11 protein-coding genes and 1 riboswitch are annotated in these 17,641 nt (G+C 35.0%); of the genes, 4 read left to right on the plus strand and 7 right to left on the minus strand.

Features of this window, described 5'->3' with window-relative positions; translation table 11 throughout:
- Nucleotides 1-401 precede the first annotated feature (401 nt).
- From FVB9532_RS09125 to FVB9532_RS09135, 3 genes are read right to left on the minus strand one after another with little or no spacing between them, the layout of a single operon-like run.
- Entirely contained in the window at nt 402-1,250 is an 849-nt protein-coding gene (locus tag FVB9532_RS09125) for a prephenate dehydrogenase (RefSeq protein WP_150544900.1), read from the minus strand.
- Complete coding sequence (locus tag FVB9532_RS09130) at nt 1,247-2,398, minus strand: pyridoxal phosphate-dependent aminotransferase (RefSeq protein WP_150544901.1); 1,152 nt, start codon at nt 2,396-2,398, stop codon at nt 1,247-1,249. The genes FVB9532_RS09125 and FVB9532_RS09130 overlap by 4 nt, the downstream gene beginning before the upstream one ends.
- Entirely contained in the window at nt 2,382-3,218 is an 837-nt protein-coding gene (locus FVB9532_RS09135) for a prephenate dehydratase (protein ID WP_150544902.1), read from the minus strand. Before FVB9532_RS09135 ends, FVB9532_RS09130 begins: the two co-directional genes overlap by 17 nt.
- A gap of 415 nt (nt 3,219-3,633) precedes the next feature.
- Here FVB9532_RS09135 and gldA point away from each other — a divergent pair, with 415 nt between their 5' ends.
- The gene (gldA, locus tag FVB9532_RS09140) at nt 3,634-4,542 is read left to right on the plus strand and encodes a gliding motility-associated ABC transporter ATP-binding subunit GldA (protein WP_150544903.1); all 909 of its coding nucleotides are present in this window, start codon (nt 3,634-3,636) and stop codon (nt 4,540-4,542) included.
- Nucleotides 4,543-4,643: 101 nt separating this feature from the next.
- Here gldA and FVB9532_RS09145 read toward each other — a convergent pair whose 3' ends face one another.
- From FVB9532_RS09145 to FVB9532_RS09160, 4 genes are all read right to left on the minus strand, one after another.
- The gene (locus FVB9532_RS09145; protein ID WP_150544904.1) at nt 4,644-8,513 is read right to left on the minus strand and encodes a BspA family leucine-rich repeat surface protein; all 3,870 of its coding nucleotides are present in this window, start codon (nt 8,511-8,513) and stop codon (nt 4,644-4,646) included.
- Between the two features lie 189 nt (nt 8,514-8,702).
- A complete protein-coding gene (metF, locus tag FVB9532_RS09150) occupies nt 8,703-9,659 on the minus strand; it encodes a methylenetetrahydrofolate reductase [NAD(P)H] (protein WP_150544905.1) in 957 nt (318 codons plus the stop codon).
- 148 nt (nt 9,660-9,807) lie between these two features.
- Nucleotides 9,808-12,504 carry a methionine synthase gene (gene metH, locus FVB9532_RS09155; RefSeq protein ID WP_150544906.1) on the minus strand — a complete coding sequence of 899 codons (2,697 nt, stop codon included), beginning with the start codon at nt 12,502-12,504 and terminating at the stop codon, nt 9,808-9,810.
- A 50-nt stretch (nt 12,505-12,554) separates the two neighbouring features.
- Nucleotides 12,555-13,562, minus strand: a complete 1,008-nt coding sequence (locus FVB9532_RS09160; protein WP_150544907.1) for a homocysteine S-methyltransferase family protein — start codon at nt 13,560-13,562, stop codon at nt 12,555-12,557.
- Nucleotides 13,563-13,616: 54 nt separating this feature from the next.
- Nucleotides 13,617-13,730: riboswitch (SAM riboswitch) on the minus strand.
- A gap of 411 nt (nt 13,731-14,141) precedes the next feature.
- Between FVB9532_RS09160 and FVB9532_RS09165 the strand changes: the two genes are divergently transcribed.
- The 3 genes from FVB9532_RS09165 (at nt 14,142) to FVB9532_RS09175 (ending at nt 17,546) form a co-directional block, all read left to right on the plus strand.
- Complete coding sequence (locus tag FVB9532_RS09165) at nt 14,142-15,542, plus strand: type III PLP-dependent enzyme domain-containing protein (RefSeq protein WP_150544908.1); 1,401 nt, start codon at nt 14,142-14,144, stop codon at nt 15,540-15,542.
- Nucleotides 15,532-16,410, plus strand: a complete 879-nt coding sequence (gene speB / locus FVB9532_RS09170; protein WP_150544909.1) for an agmatinase — start codon at nt 15,532-15,534, stop codon at nt 16,408-16,410. Before FVB9532_RS09165 ends, speB begins: the two co-directional genes overlap by 11 nt.
- 164 nt (nt 16,411-16,574) lie before the next feature.
- Nucleotides 16,575-17,546 (plus strand): deoxyhypusine synthase family protein, encoded by a 972-nt coding sequence (locus FVB9532_RS09175; RefSeq protein ID WP_150544910.1) that lies wholly within the window; start codon nt 16,575-16,577, stop codon nt 17,544-17,546.
- The last annotated feature ends 95 nt before the right edge of the window (nt 17,547-17,641 follow it).

Raw genomic sequence — 17,641 nt, forward strand, 5'->3', positions numbered from 1 at the left:
TTTTTTAACATTTTGTTCCCCTCTTTTTTAAGTAGGGGTGGTTATATTGGGCGTTTCCCTATCGGGTCGGGCTTTCGGCAGTCGCTTTTTTAATTTGTCTCAACCTTTCGAGTTAAGTTTATCCTGAGCGATAGTCGAAGGGCTCAAGGTGACAAATTAAAAAGAGCTTCAACAATGCCTCTATCCCTAACGCAATGTATTTTCACTAGTTACATGAATTCATATAAGTATAAAATTTAAGTGTTGCTTTTCAATCTATTAATATTTAAAACTCCTGCGAGGTCTTTTTTCTACCTCGCAGGTATGATTTTTAGCTGTAAAATACCTACAAGGTTTGTTAAACCTTGCAGGAATGACCAGTTCAATAGAACTATTGTTTTTTTACGTCTAACTCACGTTAGTTAATTTATTCCGTTTAAAACATTTTTAATATGGTTGGTATTAGCCATTTCTTTATATACTTGTTCAAAATTATCTTGCTCCATCAGGTTTTTAAATTCATTCAAATTCTGAATATATTCCTTCAAGGTTTCCAAGACGTTTTCTTTATTCTGCTGAAAAATGGGCGCCCACATCGCCGGCGAACTTTTGGCCAAACGCACGGTAGATGCAAATCCGCTACCGGCCAAATCGAAAATATCTTTTTCATTTTTCTCTTTTTCCAACACGGTTTTACCTAACATAAAAGAGCTGATATGCGACAAATGAGATACATACGCAATGTGTTTGTCGTGCGAATGCGGATCCATATAACGGATTCTCATTCCTAAACGCTGAAAGATTTCGAAAGCAATTTCCTGCAACTTAAAAGCTGTTTTTTCTACCTCGCAAACAATCATGGTTTTGTTTCGGTATAAATTTGGGATCGCCGCCTCGGGTCCAGAAAACTCCGTTCCCGCAATGGGATGTGCTGCTAAATAATTTCTTCGTTTCGGATGATTCTTCACAGACTCACATATCTTTTCTTTTGTAGAACCGGTATCCAGGACCAAGGTATTTTCACCCACATGATCTAACACCTGAGCAAGCACTTGTAGACTCACATCTACCGGTACCGAAACAATAACCACTTCGGCTTGTTTTAAATCTTCCAATTGAGCTATTGCATCAATCAGCTGTAAATCTTTGGCTTTTTGAGCGTTTTTTTCATTTTTATCTATCCCTATAATTTCAACATTCTCAAAAACAGCTTTTATATCTAAAGCCATCGAACCACCAATTAATCCTATTCCTACTACTGCTACTTTCATGATTCTACTCGTTTAATGGCTTTTTCTATTGTAGCCTCATCTACACAAAGTGAAAATCGAATATAACCTTCGCCAGCACTGCCAAAAACCGTTCCCGGTGCTGCGAACAAATGGTGCTTATGTAAAATATGTTCTGAAAATTCTTCTGAAGTTTTATACCTATTGGGAATTTTTGCCCAAACAAACATTCCGACTAAATCGCGTTTTTCTAATTGACAACCCAATTTTTCAGCCAACTCCGTAATTTTGATTCTTCGGTTTTTGTATAAAAAATCTAAATTTTTAAACCAATCTTCATTTTCCTTTAAAGCTACTGAGGCACCCAATTGAATAGGCAAAAACATCCCGCTATCCATATTGCTTTTTACTTTTAAGATATGTTGCAGGTTTTCCTGATTTCCTAAAACGGCACCTACACGCCAACCGGCCATATTAAAAGTTTTACTTACTGATGTTAACTCTACACCAACATCTTTAGATCCAGGATATGCTAATAAACTTTCCGGATTATCGTTTAAAATAAAACTATACGGATTGTCATTTACTAACAAAATATCATGCTTTTTTGCAAATGCAATGGCATCGTGAAAAAGGTGCTGACCAGCTTTTGCACCCGTTGGCATATGCGGATAATTGAGCCACATGATTTTCACTTTGCTTAAATCTTGTTTTTCTAAGTCAGAAAAATTAGGCTGCCAGCCTTGTTCTTCTTTTAACTCATAAAAAACGGGCTTGGCTCCCACCAACTTGGTTACCGAGGTATAGGTAGGGTAACCCGGATTAGGAATCAACACCTCATCGCCTTCGTTTAAAAACGCCATGGAAATTTGCATGACTCCTTCTTTACTTCCCATTAAAGGTAAAATCTCCGTATGAAGATTTACCTCTACCTGAAATTTACGTTGGTAGAAATCTGCAAAGGCTTCCCGCAATTCATCTAAGCCACGATAGCTTTGGTATTGATGCGCTTTTTCTTGTTTGGCAGCCAATTGCATTTGTGCCACTGCATCGTAAGGCGGTGGTAAATCTGGGCTTCCTATTCCTAAGTTAATCACGTCTACTCCTTGTTGTTGCATTTCTTTGATTTCTTGCAACTTTTTACTGAAGTAGTACTCTTTAATAAACGCTAACCTATTGGCGGGCTTCATGGTTTTTGTTTTTGTAGATTCCTAAAATTTTATGGGCTTCAGAAACTTTTTCTAAAGCTTTTATCGCTTCTTTTAACTTTGTGATATCTTTAAAGATAACATCGATAAAAAATGAATATTTCCAAGGTTCATCAACAATAGGAAGCGATTGAATTTTCGTCATATCCAATTCGTAACGATCTAAGATTTGCAAAGCTTTCAGCAGACTTCCCTGTTCGTGTTTTAAAATTAATTTTAAAGAAGCTTTATCGGCTTGTGCTACCTTTTCTTTTTTTTCTGAAATGATTAAAAAGCGTGTGGTGTTGGTCTGTTCTGAATGAATATTTTTAGCTAACACCTTCAGCTTAAAAATTTCTGCTGCCGTAGTACTTGCAATTGCCGCCGTGTTTTTCAAACCTTTTTCGGCTATACGCTTGGCAGCTTCTGCCGTGTCGTTGTCTTCTATTAATCTAATCTGCGGATATTGCTTAAAGAAATTTTTACATTGCAACAACGCGATAGGATGAGAATAGACTTCGGTAATACTTTCTAAGGTTTCCCCGGGCAAGGCCATTAAATTCATTTTTACAGGAATGTAATGTTCACCTATCACTTCTAAGCCATATTCATCTATATAAGCATAGTTAGGTAAAATAGTTCCTGCGGTAGAGTTTTCGATAGCCATGACGGCTTTTGTTACCAAATCATTCGCTACTTGTTCTGCCAATTCTTTAAAACTAGCACACATCGATACTTGTACTTCTTGTCCGAAATACTCCCGTGCCACCTGATGGTGAAAAGAACCTTCTATGCCTTGAATTGCAATCACTTCTTTTTTCATTTTTATTCAAAAAAAAAATCCCGATAACTATTTATCGGGATTTTACGAATTACTTTTATAATTGATGAAGTATTTACATAGGGCTCCCGATTCTATTTCTAATAAAGAAATAAAAATAAAAATAGGCGTTCCAAGTAAATACGTTTTTCATTTTGCTTTTAACTATTAGACTAAATTATAATTTAATTTTTAGAAACAAAATGTTTTTTAGGTTTTTATTGAAAATTAAAATATAATCACCTTTCTACTCCGCTCAAGGTAACAAATCTCATTAAGAGCTGATTTTTCATAATACTATAATTATCACACTGATCGGAATCGAAAATGTTTTCTCATTGAAAACAATTCAACTTTTAAACTGAAAAATACTTTTCCCATTAAGAATTATTTATTTTTGAGATTAAATTAAATGACTATGGGCATTGAAGTAAAGGGTATTTCTAAATTCTACGGAACGCAGCAAGCACTAAAAGAAATTTCTTTTGAAATTAATACCGGGGAGATTGTAGGCTTTTTAGGTCCAAATGGTGCAGGAAAATCAACGACCATGAAAATTTTAACCGGATATCTACCGGCTTCAGAAGGAATTGCCAAAATTAATGGTCTTGATATTACTACCGATAAGTTAAAACTTCAGCAGCAAATTGGGTATTTACCGGAACACAACCCGTTATACTTAGAAATGTATGTACGTGAATATTTAGCTTTTAATGCAAAAGTTTACAAAACGCTCAAAGAAGAGATTGAAAAGGTAATCGAATTGACTGGTTTAACTCCGGAAGCCAATAAAAAAATCGGCGAACTTTCTAAAGGTTATCGCCAGCGTGTAGGTTTAGCCAATGCCTTATTGCACAACCCAAGTGTGCTCATTTTAGATGAACCCACCACCGGGTTAGACCCGAACCAGTTAGTAGAAATTCGAGAACTCATCAAAAAAATAGGAAAAGAGAAAACCATTTTCTTATCAACGCACATCATGCAAGAGGTAGAAGCGGTTTGCGATCGGGTGATTATTATTAATAATGGTGAAATTGTAGCCGATAAAAAATTAAAAGAACTCACGGAAGATAATCAGCAAACAGTAGTCGTTGAATTTGATTATCGTGTAGAAACGGTCGCCTTACAACGTTTACCTCAAATTAAAGAGGTAAAAAACCCAGCTGGTTTTTTGTATGAAATCACTTTTGAAACTTCCAAAGATATGCGATCAGTGGTGTTTGATTTTGCCCATGATAACGGACTTAAAATCCTTCAACTTCACCAAAAGCATAAAAATTTGGAAGACTTGTTTAGGGATTTAACGCAGAAGCAAAAGGTAGAATAAATAAATTTCTTTCTTAATTTAGTTCACAGTTCTAAAAAAGTAATTATAAACAACAATGCGAACCTAAATTAGGTTCGCATTGTTGTTTATAGATCTTCAATTTAATTTTTAATCAATTGTTTATTAATTACCCCTTGATTGGTCTGTATTTGAAGGAGATAGATTCCTGCGCTTAAATTTTCAATAGTTAATTTTTCTAGATTTTCTGAAAAGTTCAATAACCTTTTCCCTTGAAGATTATAAATATTTATTTCATTCAATTCTAGAGTTGTGTTTTTCTGAATATTTAAAATTCCAGTAGTAGGATTAGGATAAATGCTTATTGTTCGACTCTTATCATATTCATTTACGCTTAAATCTTCAACAAATTGTGTAGAAACCATATTGGTAATAATAGGTTCATTAAAATCAAAATAGATTTGCGCATCACCAGTCACAAAATCTCCAACAGCTACGTTTTCTTTGGGTTTGATTTTGTAAGCGATAAAGCCGTGACTCCCCGGTTCGTCTGAGTTTTCATCAGGAAGGTTGATATCTTCAAAAATGAATTCTACGTGATTACCATCCGTAATTTCTACCCGGTAATCATCGCTTGCATTTACAGGTCTAATGCTACTGTAATCTAAGTTGGGATGCAACGTATCTACTACACGCACATTAATGGCACTTGCCGTTCCGGTATTTTGGAAACGGATTAAATAATCTAAATATTGGTCGGCATCATCGATATGAACTTCATCTCCTTGCAAGATCTGCTTATCATTAGGGTCGTAAGAGTTCACTACCACTTGATCATAATCAAACGTATTATCTTCTGGGGTATAGTCGTTGGTATTAGGAGTTACCGTGGCTGTAAATGCTAAGATATCATCTCCATTTACGGTTGGCGGTTGAAAGGTCTGCATCGTAAAATTAAATACTTGCTGATTAAATGGAGATAAATCGTTAACCTCAAAATTCAATTCATTAGTGCTACTTGAACTTTCAGCAGGAGTTGCTACCACAAAACTTTGTTTGGTATCATCAAAAAGTAAACTGACGTTTGCCAATGAAACGGTCTGTGTTCCCATATTTTCAATGACTAATCGATAATCGCCTTCAAAACCCGGACGGGCTTGCGAAACGGGCAATAAGGTAATATTTAAATCTTCGACGGTTTGTGTTGCGGTGAGGCAGAAGTTTTGTTGAATTGTTTGATTAGCTTCTGTGAAAATAATTTCACTAGATTCCGGTGAAGCTTCCAAAAAATCTGGTAAATTAATTAATGATATTTCAAATTCATTATCTACTAAACCAATATTATATATCCCATCATTAGAAAAAGTAATGAAATTATAATTTTCATTGCTAATAAAAATCATTTGATTATTAAAAGGAAAATCATTATCATCACAACCATTATCGTCACTATCATATTTGATATAACCGGTTATTGCGTTACACTCTTCAGAAAACATATCTCCAATAATGTTCCACCCCATTTCATCAATTAAATATTGACGTACAGATTCATTACAATATTTTAAATCTTCAGCCCCTAGAGTACCATTCTGTAAATTTGAATTACTTAAATTTTGAAGCAACAAATCATAATTAACAATATCTAGATTAGTTCTTGTTAAAAAACCATAAAGATCTGAGACATTAAATTCCCATTCATACAATGATTGATTAAAGCTTTCAGCTTCATAAAACATAGATCCAAAACCATCACCATTATTAAAACCAACTACATTTGAAACGTCCCAATTATTTAATGGCTGATTGAAACTAATAGCACCACTGAACATACTGAACATATTTTGCACGTTACTTACATTCCATTGATTTAAAGGTTGATTAAAGGAAATAGCACCTCGAAACATATAATTCATATCTGTAACGTTACTTACATCCCAATCTTCCAACGGCTGATTAAAAGCTAAAGCCCTATTAAACATTCCACTCATATCTATTACATTACTAACATCCCAATCTTCCAACGGCTGATTAAAGTTACTCCCATCAAGACCTGCTCGAAACATTTCTCTCATACTAGTAACACTACTTACATCCCAATTGTTTAATGGCTGATTAAAGGAGACAGCATCAATAAACATAAAATTCATATTTGTTACATTACTTACATCCCAATCATTTAAAGGTTGATTAAATGACATAGCACGATCAAACATATTAGACATATTTTCTACATTACTTACATTCCATTGATCTAAAGGCTGATTAAAGGACATAGCACTTTTAAACATACGAGACATGTCTTCTACATTACTAACATTCCAATCATTTAAGGATTGATTAAAAGAAGAAGCTACATAAAACATGGAATCCATATTAGAAACATTACTAACATCCCAATCACTTAAAGGTTGATTAAAAGAAGAAGCTACATAAAACATTTCTTCCATTGTAATAGCATTATTTACATTCCAATTATTTAATGGTTGATCAAATGAATTAGCACCATTAAACATATAATCAAAGTTGTTCACATTAGAAACATCCCAATCATTAATATTACTATTGAAATTTTCGCAATCTTTAAACATACCACTCAAACTAGTAACTTGGCTTAAATCTGGCGTATCGTTAGCATAGATGAGTATATTACTTTCGTTACCCAAAAAAGCATTCTCCATAGATTGCCACTCAATTGCTCCCCAGTTATCTATACCTATAAGCCTACTATCTGAAATTTCAAACCTTGGAAATTCACCTGTGATGATAATCCTATAGAAACCACTATCTGTATAAGTGTGAGTAATATCTCCTGTAATACCGGATTGTGAAGTACCATCACCAAAATCTATATTATAATTATAATCATCCCCTAATGAATTAATTGTAACATTATCATTTTCATCTATATCGATATTCCACCTTGTTACAAATGCTGCTTCAGGAAAGTTACCACAATTTGTAATAGTTTCTGCTTCTATGTACCACCCCATATCATTGTTCAAAACATTATAAGCAACTTCATCACAATAAAATACACCATTCGCATATAGGGAAAAATTTTGTAAATCTAAATCAATAAATCTTTGTAAAAGAGCTTCAAAATTATTTACATCAAACATAAGTGCCCCACCAAGAAAAGAACCAAAATCATAAATTTCACTATTAAAGTTCCAATTTGATATATCTTGATTAAATTTCCTTGCCCCATTGAACATACTCGACATATAAATTACATTAGATACATCCCAATTGTCTAGGGGTTGATTAAACTCATAGGCAAACAGAAACATATCATCCAAATTTGTCACACTAGATATATCCCAATTATTCAGAGGTTGATTAAATTTATAAGCATGCGCAAACATAGAATTAAAACTCTCTACATTGGATACATTCCAACTGTTTAGAGGTTGATTAAATTTATGAGCGCCAAAAAACATTTCCTCCATTGCAACAGCATCACTTACATTCCAATTATCTAGTGGTTGATTAAATTTATAAGCACGCTCAAACATAGAATTAAAGTTGGTCACATTTGAAACATCCCAATCATTAATATTACTATTTAAATTCTCACAGTGTTCAAACATACTACTCAAGTTAGTAACTTGAGTTAAATCAGGGCTATCAGTAGCGTTAATCTGTAGATATTTACAATCTTTAAAAGCTCTTTCCATTGAAGTCCATTCTATATCTCCCCATTGTTCTACAAATTTTAATTTTTCACTACTTAAAAATGAACTAGGAAAATGTATCCTTGGAAAATCTCCATAAATACTCACTGTATAAACCCCTGCAGAATCATAAGTATGGGTAGCATCACCTGTCTGGTTATTTACAACCGTGCCATCACCAAAATCTACGGTATAATTATAACCTTCACCTTCTGTGGGAATGGTTATACTTAAGTTATTACCTTCAACCTCCCACGTAGTAATAAAAGGTTCGTTTTGAGCGGAAACAAAAAAGCTAATCAATAAAAAGCTTAAAAAGAAGTAAAGTTTTTTCATTATCAATAGTTTGCTAGCAATATAACTATTTCATACATGAAAATCATAAATTAACATAAAATATTCTTAAAAACATATCATTCATAATTTCATTAAGATTTATTCATGTTAACGGATACGTATATTTTTTTTTAACTTAAATTTAGGTGGATGGTTTTATCTATTATACCCGTAAAAATCACCGCATAATTAAAACAACTCGCTAGCTATTTTATGAATGTTATTGCTTTTTCCCATAGAATAATAATGTAGTACCGGAGCTCCTGCTGAAATCAATTCCCTACTTTGTTGGATACACCACTCTACTCCAACTTGACGGACTTGATCTTTGGTTTTACATTTCAACACTTCTAAAGTTAAGGTATCAGGAAGATCTACATGGAAACGATGCGGCAAAATCGAAAGTTGTCGTTTAGTAGCCAAAGGTTTTAATCCTGGAATAATAGGAACCGTAATTCCTGCTGTTCTGCATTTATCTACAAACTCAAAATACTTTTGATTATCAAAAAACATTTGTGTAACTATATAGCAAGCACCAGCAGCTACTTTTTCTTTTAAGCGCAATACATCCTGATCTAAGCTTGGCGCTTCCATATGTTTTTCCGGATATCCGGCAACGCCAATACAAAAATTGGTCTTACTCTTATTAAGCAATTCTTCATCTAAATATTCTCCTTTGTTTAAACCTACAATCTGTTTGACCAAGTCTTTTGCAAAGGTGTGCCCTTCTTTTTCAGCAGAAAAATAAGTTTCGTTTTTAACTGCATCACCACGCAAAGCCAAGACGTTATCTATTCCCAAAAAATCGAGATCAATTAAAAAATTCTCGGTATCTTCTTTGGTGAAACCGCCGCACAAAATATGAGGAACCGCATCTACTTCATATTTGTTTTGAATAGCCGCACAAATCCCCACTGTTCCCGGACGCTTTCTTACTACTTTCTTTTGTAGCAAACCTCCTGAAAGTTCTTTATATACATATTCTTCGCGATGATAGGTTACATCAATAAATGGAGGTTGAAATTCCATTAACGGATCGATATGATCAAAAATTGATTGAATATTCTGCCCTTTTAAAGGCGGTAAAATTTCAAAAGAAAATAAAGTCTTTCCTTTTGCTTTTTTAATATGATCTACTACTTTCATTTTTCTAACTTTTTTACAATTATCACCCTAAACTTTTTAAATTACTTTTAATCAACGCTTTGAAAATCTCATCTTGATGCGATGCTGAAATCGAAGATTCAACGTAGTTAAACAAGTTCAGTATGACGTTAGTCTTTATTTATATTTTCTAAGCCAAATTAGGACTTAACCATTTTTCAGCTTTTTCATAGGTAATTCCCGTTCGATTGGCAAAATCTTCCAACTGATCGGGTTTTATTTTTCCTAATCCAAAATAGCGTGCTTCAGGATGTGCAAAATAATAACCGCTCACGCTTGCTGCCGGCCACATGGCCAAACTTTCAGTAAGCTTCACCCCAATATTTTCTTCCACTTTCAACAACTTCCAAATACTCAATTTTTCTAAATGATCAGGACAAGCAGGATATCCCGGGGCGGGTCGAATTCCTTTATACGATTCTTTTATGAGTTCAGCATTCGATAAATTCTCATCACGAGCATATCCCCAATCTTTGGTTCGGACTTGCCAATGTAAATACTCAGCAAAAGCTTCTGCCAAACGATCGGCAAGCGCTTTTATCATAATCGAATTATAATCGTCTAAATTCTTTTCAAATGCTGTGGCTAATTCTTGCGTACCAAAACCGGTGGTCACACAAAAACAACCGATATAATCTTGTAATTGAGTGTCCTGTGAAGCTATAAAGTCGGCCAATGCAAAATTGGGTTTGCCTTTGTATTTTTTGAGTTGCTGTCGTAACGTTCTGAACCGAATAATTTCTACTGAATTTTCAGGATCTTTTACTGAAATATCATCATCGTCAACGGTATTGGCAGGAAATAAACCAAACACGGCTTTGGCTTTTAATTGTTTCTGCTGAATAATTTCGGTAAGCATTTTTTTAGCATCAGCAAATAGACTGGTCGCTTGTTGACCAACGACCTCATCTTCCAAAATATCTGGAAACTTCCCGTGTAAATCCCAACTTCTAAAAAAGGGAGTCCAATCGATAAAAGTTTTCAGTTTTTCTAAGTCAAAATCTTCGATCAGCTGAACTCCTAATTGATTCGGTCGAACAATATCTTCCTCCTTCCAATCTATCTGAAATTTATTTTTTCTTGCTTCAACAATAGATAAGTATTCTTTCTCTTTGGTTCGGCTTAAAAATTTTTCTCTAAATTCAGCATAATTCAGTTTTAAATCTGTTTTATATTGAGTAGCAGTTTCCTTTTGCAGCAAATTCCCCACTAAAGTTACCGCACGAGAAGCATCGTTTACGTGAACCACCGCATGTTGATATTCTGCATCAATTTTTACTGCCGTATGTGCCTTAGAAGTAGTAGCTCCACCAATTAACAATGGAACTTCAAAATCTTGCCGTTGCATTTCCTTAGCAAGAAAAACCATCTCATCCAGCGAAGGTGTTATTAAACCACTTAGCCCAATAATATCTACTTGTTGCGCTTTGGCTTGTGCAATAATTTTTTCAGGCGGAACCATGACTCCTAAATCAATAATTTCATAATTATTACAAGCCAACACCACGCTAACTATGTTCTTCCCTATATCGTGTACATCACCTTTTACCGTAGCCATTAAAATTTTACCTGCCCCACTTTTTTCTTCTTTGGAAGCAGGATTTTTCAACTTTTCTTCTTCTATGTATGGCAATAAGTAAGCTACTGCTTTCTTCATGACTCTGGCAGATTTCACGACCTGCGGAAGAAACATTTTCCCACTTCCAAAGAAATCGCCAACAACATTCATTCCTGTCATTAAATGTCCTTCAATCACTTGAATTGGCTTTTCGGAATTTTGCCGGGCTTCTTCTACATCCTCTACAATATAGGTATCGATTCCTTTCACCAAAGCCCGTGTAATTCTATCTTGTAAGGCTTCTTCCCGCCATGATAAATCTACTTTATTTTTTTCCGATTTATTGTGTTTCACCGTTTCTGCAAATTCCAGCAAACGCTCGGTAGCATCTTCCCTACGGTCGAGCATCACGTCTTCCACGTGTGCCAATAAATCTTTGGGTATATCATCATACACCTGTAACATGGTTGGATTCACAATGCCAATATTCATTCCGGCTTGAATAGCGTGATAGAGAAAGACCGAATGCATCGCTTCACGAACGGCATTATTTCCGCGGAAAGAAAAAGAGATATTACTCACCCCACCGCTTACACTCACATAAGGAAGGTTTTCTTTAACCCACTTTGTAGCTTCTATAAAGTCAATGGCATTTTTTCGGTGTTCATCCATTCCTGTGGCGACCGGAAAAATGTTTAAATCGAATATGATATCTTCCGGAGGAAAATTCACTTTATGGACTAACAAATTGTAAGATCGCTGAGCAATCTCAATACGACGTTCATAATTATCGGCTTGCCCCACTTCATCAAAAGCCATGACGATTACCGCGGCTCCGTAGCGTTTTATTTTTTTAGCGTGGTTTAAAAATTCTTCTTCGCCCTCTTTCAGTGAAATAGAATTCACCACACATTTGCCTTGTACCACTTGCAATCCGGCTTCAATAATTTCCCATTTAGAGCTATCAATCATTATCGGTACTCGAGAAATATCAGGTTCTGAAACAATAAGGTTTAAAAACCTAACCATCGCCTCTTTGCCATCGACTAAACCATCATCCATATTAATATCGATAATTTGCGCGCCTCCTTCAACCTGATTACGAGCTATAGCTAAAGCTTCCTCTAATTTTTCTTCTTTTATTAAACGTAAAAACTTTCGAGAACCTGCCACATTGGTGCGTTCACCAACATTTACAAAATTACTTTCGGGAGTAATCACTAAAGGTTCTAAGCCCGAAAGTTTCAATGGTCGAAAATTTGACTTCATTTCTGTATAAGTTTTATATGCTGTTGATGTAGTTAAGTTCATGCTTTGCCTTAAATTAGTCGTGGAGTTTCCAATTTTCGAGGAGAATACTTGGCAGCCACCCTAGCAATGGCATGGATATGCTCAGGTGTGGTTCCACAACAACCTCCAATAATATTTACTAAGTTTTTCTGAAGATACAATTCAATCTGGCTGGCCATTTCTTCGGGCGACTCATCGTATTCTCCAAAAGCATTTGGCAACCCGGCATTGGGATAAGCAGATACGCCTACAGAAGTTCGATGTGCCAAGATTTCTAAATGTGGCGTTAGCTGTTTGGCGCCTAATGCACAGTTAAACCCTACGCTCAATAAAGGAATATGTGACACAGAAATTAAAAAAGCTTCCGCCGTTTGCCCCGATAAAGTTCTTCCGGAAGCATCGGTAATCGTTCCACTCAACATGATGGGAATCTCGATTTGCTGTTCTTCTTTGATTTCTTCAATAGCAAAAAGTGCGGCTTTGGCATTGAGCGTATCAAAAACAGTTTCAACCAACAAAACATCAACTCCACCTTTGAGTAAGGCTAATGCTTGTTGCTTATAAGCGATGCGTAATTCATCAAAAGAAATAGCCCTAAAACCTGGGTTATTTACATCTGGCGAAATACTGGCGGTTTTATTGGTAGGTCCCATCGCCCCGGCGACAAATCGAGGCTTTGCAGGATTCTGTGCGGTGATTTTTTGGGCTACTTCTTTAGCTATCTTAGCCGACTCATAATTGAGTTCATCGACCAGATGTTCCATTTTATAATCGGCCATCGCAATGGTGGTACTCGAGAAAGTATTGGTTTCTACAATATCTGCCCCAGCTTCAAAATACTTTTGATGTATCTCTGCAATTGCTTTGGGCTGGGTTAACGATAAGAGATCATTATTCCCTTTTACGGGAATCTGCCAATTTTTAAAACGTTCTCCCTGAAAATCTTCTTCAGAAAATTGGTAGCGCTGCAACATCGTGCCCATCGCCCCATCGAGAACTAATATTTTTTGTGTTAGTAATTCCTTTATTTCACTCATAGCATTTTATATAATAGCTATCAGAAAAAGGAACAAAAGGAAAGAGTTCTTAGTTGGTTATCTATCTGCTGTTGCAGTAGAATGTAGCACCTTCTTTTTCTACTTGATATAGAAAAAGGGTTGCTAAGGCTTCGTTGGGTCTAGTCCCTCTGCCTTTCTTGATAACTTATTTTCAATTTATAGATGAACTTGTTCTTACAAAGATAAGTGTAGCTATTTAAAATTAACAAGTATTTGAATGTTAAAATTATTTTACGAACAAGAAAAATTTTAACATTTCACCTCTTCCACAAGATTAAAAAATAGATTTTATTTGTTTCGCATTTAGCTGAACATATTGAATACTGTTTATAGTTTCGGATTTTTGAACGTGAGGAAGTCAATTTCAAAAATAGTTTACCAGGTAAATACCCGAATTTTAAAGCTAGCTTCCGCTTTAAGACCTTCTTTTTATCAAGAACTGGCGTTTATTCCGGTTACTTCAAAACAAATTTTGCTTTAATTTAAGATTGATTTTCACGTCTTTTTATATATTTCAAGTAATTTTAGCAAAACCTGAATCTATTTCAACCAAAATTAATGAATACTAAATACATCAATCTGATAGATCAAACGTATTATTTCCCACAAGAAGAGTTTGATTTAAAAGAAGACTCGCTTCAATTTCACGGAATTGACCTCATGGAATTAATAAAAGAATATGGTGCTCCTTTAAAGTTCACCTATCTCCCAAAAATTTCAGAGAATATACAAAAAGCCAAAAATTGGTTTGCTGAGGCTATTGAAAAACATAATTATAATGGGAATTACAACTATTGCTATTGCACTAAAAGTTCCCATTTTCAACATGTTTTGGATGAAGCTTTAAAAAACAATATTCATATTGAAACTTCATCGGCTTTCGATATTAATATTGTGGAGAAGCTTCAGAAATCAGGAAAAATCAATAAAGACACCTATGTGATTTGCAATGGTTTTAAACGTGAACAATACATTACCAATATTGGAAGGTTAATCAATAACGGACATAAAAATTGTATTCCGATTATTGATAATTATGAAGAAATTGACCTTCTTTCTGAAGAGATTGAAGATGATTTTAAAATAGGAATCCGTATTGCATCAGAAGAAGAGCCTAAATTTGAGTTTTATACCTCTAGGTTAGGAATTGGCTATAAAAACATTGTTCCTTTTTACGAAGAACAAATTAAAAACAATGACAAAGTGGAACTAAAAATGCTTCACTTTTTCATCAACACAGGGATTCGTGACACCGCTTATTACTGGAACGAATTGCTAAAATGTTTAAAAGTATATATTCGCCTAAAACGCATTTGTCCTACCTTGGATAGTTTGAATATAGGAGGAGGATTCCCGATTAAGAATTCGCTTCAATTTGATTACGATTACCAATATATGGTAGATGAAATTATCAATCAAATTAATATAGCTTGTCAAGAAGCAGAAGTTCCCGTACCGCATATCTTTACCGAATTTGGAAGTTTTACGGTTGGGGAAAGCGGTGGAGCGATTTACGAAGTATTGTACCAAAAACAGCAAAACGACCGTGAGAAATGGAATATGATTAACTCCTCTTTCATTACGACTTTACCAGACACTTGGGCCATTAACAAGCGTTTTATTATGCTGGCCGTGAACCGATGGAATGATGAATATGAGCGCGTATTGTTAGGCGGTTTAACTTGTGATAGCGATGATTATTACAATAGCGAACAAAACATGAACGCTATTTATTTACCAAAATTTAAAAAAGAAAAACCTTTATATATCGGTTTCTTCAATACAGGAGCCTATCAAGAAACTATCGGCGGTTTTGGAGGATTACAACACTGTTTAATCCCCTCACCCAAACATATCTTGATCAATAAAGATGAAAATGGAAATATTTCCACCAAATTATTTAGTGAACAACAAAAAAGTGAAGACTTACTTAAAATTTTAGGTTACCATGACAACTAAGAAAAACTACGCGGGAATCCCGGACAAGTATGCTCGTTTAGACGAAGCAAAAGTAGTATTAATCCCTGTACCTTATGATGGCACGAGCACTTGGCAAAAAGGCGCCGATAAAGGTCCGCAGGCATTTTTAGAAGCTTCTGAAAACATGGAGCTTTATGACATTGAAACCCGTTCTGAGGTGTATAAAAAAGGCGTATATCTAGCTCCGCCGGTAACTGAAAATTCTTCTCCTGAAAAAATGGTAGATACGGTTTATAAAACCACTAAAAACTACATTCAGCAAGAAAAGTTTGTCACCTTATTTGGTGGGGAACACTCTATTTCTATCGGAACTATTCGCGCTTTTAATGAAGCTTTTGAAGATTTAACCGTCGTACAAATTGATGCCCATGCCGATTTACGTAAAGAATATGAAGGTTCTACGTGTAATCATGCTTGTGCCGTTCATGAAGCTAGTAAAACCACCAACTTAATTCAAGTAGGAATCCGTTCGATGGATGTGGAAGAACTGGATTATATGGATGAAAATCAGGTTTATTTTGCCCATGATTTATATGAAGATTGGATGGATGATGCCATCGGACAAATGACGCCAAACGTTTTTTTAACCATCGATTTAGATGCGTTCGACCCTTCTATTCTTCCTTCTACAGGAACTCCAGAACCAGGTGGATTGTTTTGGTATGAAACCTTAGATTTTTTAAGAATGATCTTTAAAAAGAAAAACGTGGTAGGTTTTGACATTGTTGAACTATGTCCTAATTCTAATGAAAAATCTTCAGATTTCCTTGCTGCTAAGCTTTACTATAAAATGCTAAGCTATAAGTTTAAATATGAAGATTATGATGGCGAAGATGATGATGAATAAAAATTCATTTCATTAAAACCAGATTAAAAATACATCAACCATTTTTGTCAGTTCAAACATATTCTAGAACAGGAAGTTTAACATTCAGACTTTAAAAAAATGCTGAACTTAAATTTATTCTAAGCGTTAGCCAAAGGATTGAATTGACATTTAAAAATAAAAAAATGAGCAAAGGAGCAATTTCAGAATTTATACAAAAATATTATTTACACTTTAATGCAGCGTCGGTAGTAGATGCGGCAAAAGCTTACGAAGAGCAACTTAATGGCGGAGCAAAAATGTTGGTTTCGCTTGCAGGTGCAATGAGTACGGCAGAACTTGGTAAAATTTTCGCAGAAATGATTCGCCAAGATAAAGTACATATCATTTCGTGTACCGGAGCCAATTTAGAGGAAGATATTATGAATTTAGTAGCGCATTCTCATTACAAACGCGTTCCTAATTATCGTGACCTTACCCCTAAAGAAGAATGGGATTTATTAGAAAACGGCTTAAATCGTGTCACCGATACTTGTATCCCGGAAGAAGAAGCCTTTAGACGTTTGCAACAACATATTTTCAAGATTTGGAAAGATGCCGAAGAAAAAGGTGAGCGTTACTTTCCTCACGAATTTATGTACAAAATGTTATTAAGTGGCGTGTTAGAAGAATATTACGAGATCGATTTAAAAGATTCTTGGATGTATGCCGCTGCAGAAAAAAACTTACCTATTGTAGTTCCCGGGTGGGAAGACAGTACGATGGGCAATATTTTTGCCAGCTACGTGTTAAAAGGCGAATTAAAAGCCAGCACGATGAAATCGGGTATTGAATATATGACATTCTTAGCCGATTGGTATACCGATAATTCTAAAAACGGAATTGGTTTCTTCCAAATTGGTGGTGGTATAGCCGGAGATTTCCCAATTTGCGTGGTACCAATGTTATATCAGGATATGGAACGTACAGACACTCCGTTTTGGAGTTATTTCTGTCAGATTTCAGATTCTACCACGAGTTATGGTTCGTATTCAGGAGCTGTTCCTAATGAAAAAATTACTTGGGGGAAACTTGATATCGATACGCCAAAATTTATTATTGAAAGTGATGCTACAATTGTAGCGCCATTGATTTTTGCGTATTTGTTAGATATGTAAGAACTGTTTTAAACTAATTCATTGAAAGAAAAATAGTTCATCAAAACTTGAAGCCTGCTTGTTGAAAAACCAGTAGGCTTTTATAAACACTTATT

The organism is Mesonia oceanica (assembly GCF_902499555.1).
GTDB lineage: Bacteria > Bacteroidota > Bacteroidia > Flavobacteriales > Flavobacteriaceae > Mesonia > Mesonia oceanica.

Excerpts from the sequence above, each read along its gene's own strand:
- metH (WP_150544906.1), bottom strand. The coding sequence starts at position 12,504 with ATGAAGTCAAATTTTCGACCATTGAAACTTTCGGGCTTAGAACCTTTA.
- FVB9532_RS09175 (WP_150544910.1), top strand. The coding sequence starts at position 16,575 with ATGAGCAAAGGAGCAATTTCAGAATTTATACAAAAATATTATTTACAC.
- FVB9532_RS09165 (WP_150544908.1), top strand. The coding sequence starts at position 14,142 with ATGAATACTAAATACATCAATCTGATAGATCAAACGTATTATTTCCCA.
- gldA (WP_150544903.1), top strand. The coding sequence starts at position 3,634 with ATGGGCATTGAAGTAAAGGGTATTTCTAAATTCTACGGAACGCAGCAA.
- FVB9532_RS09135 (WP_150544902.1), bottom strand. The coding sequence starts at position 3,218 with ATGAAAAAAGAAGTGATTGCAATTCAAGGCATAGAAGGTTCTTTTCAC.
- metF (WP_150544905.1), bottom strand. The coding sequence starts at position 9,659 with ATGAAAGTAGTAGATCATATTAAAAAAGCAAAAGGAAAGACTTTATTT.
- FVB9532_RS09130 (WP_150544901.1), bottom strand. The coding sequence starts at position 2,398 with ATGAAGCCCGCCAATAGGTTAGCGTTTATTAAAGAGTACTACTTCAGT.
- speB (WP_150544909.1), top strand. The coding sequence starts at position 15,532 with ATGACAACTAAGAAAAACTACGCGGGAATCCCGGACAAGTATGCTCGT.
- FVB9532_RS09125 (WP_150544900.1), bottom strand. The coding sequence starts at position 1,250 with ATGAAAGTAGCAGTAGTAGGAATAGGATTAATTGGTGGTTCGATGGCT.
- FVB9532_RS09145 (WP_150544904.1), bottom strand. The coding sequence starts at position 8,513 with ATGAAAAAACTTTACTTCTTTTTAAGCTTTTTATTGATTAGCTTTTTT.
- FVB9532_RS09160 (WP_150544907.1), bottom strand. The coding sequence starts at position 13,562 with ATGAGTGAAATAAAGGAATTACTAACACAAAAAATATTAGTTCTCGAT.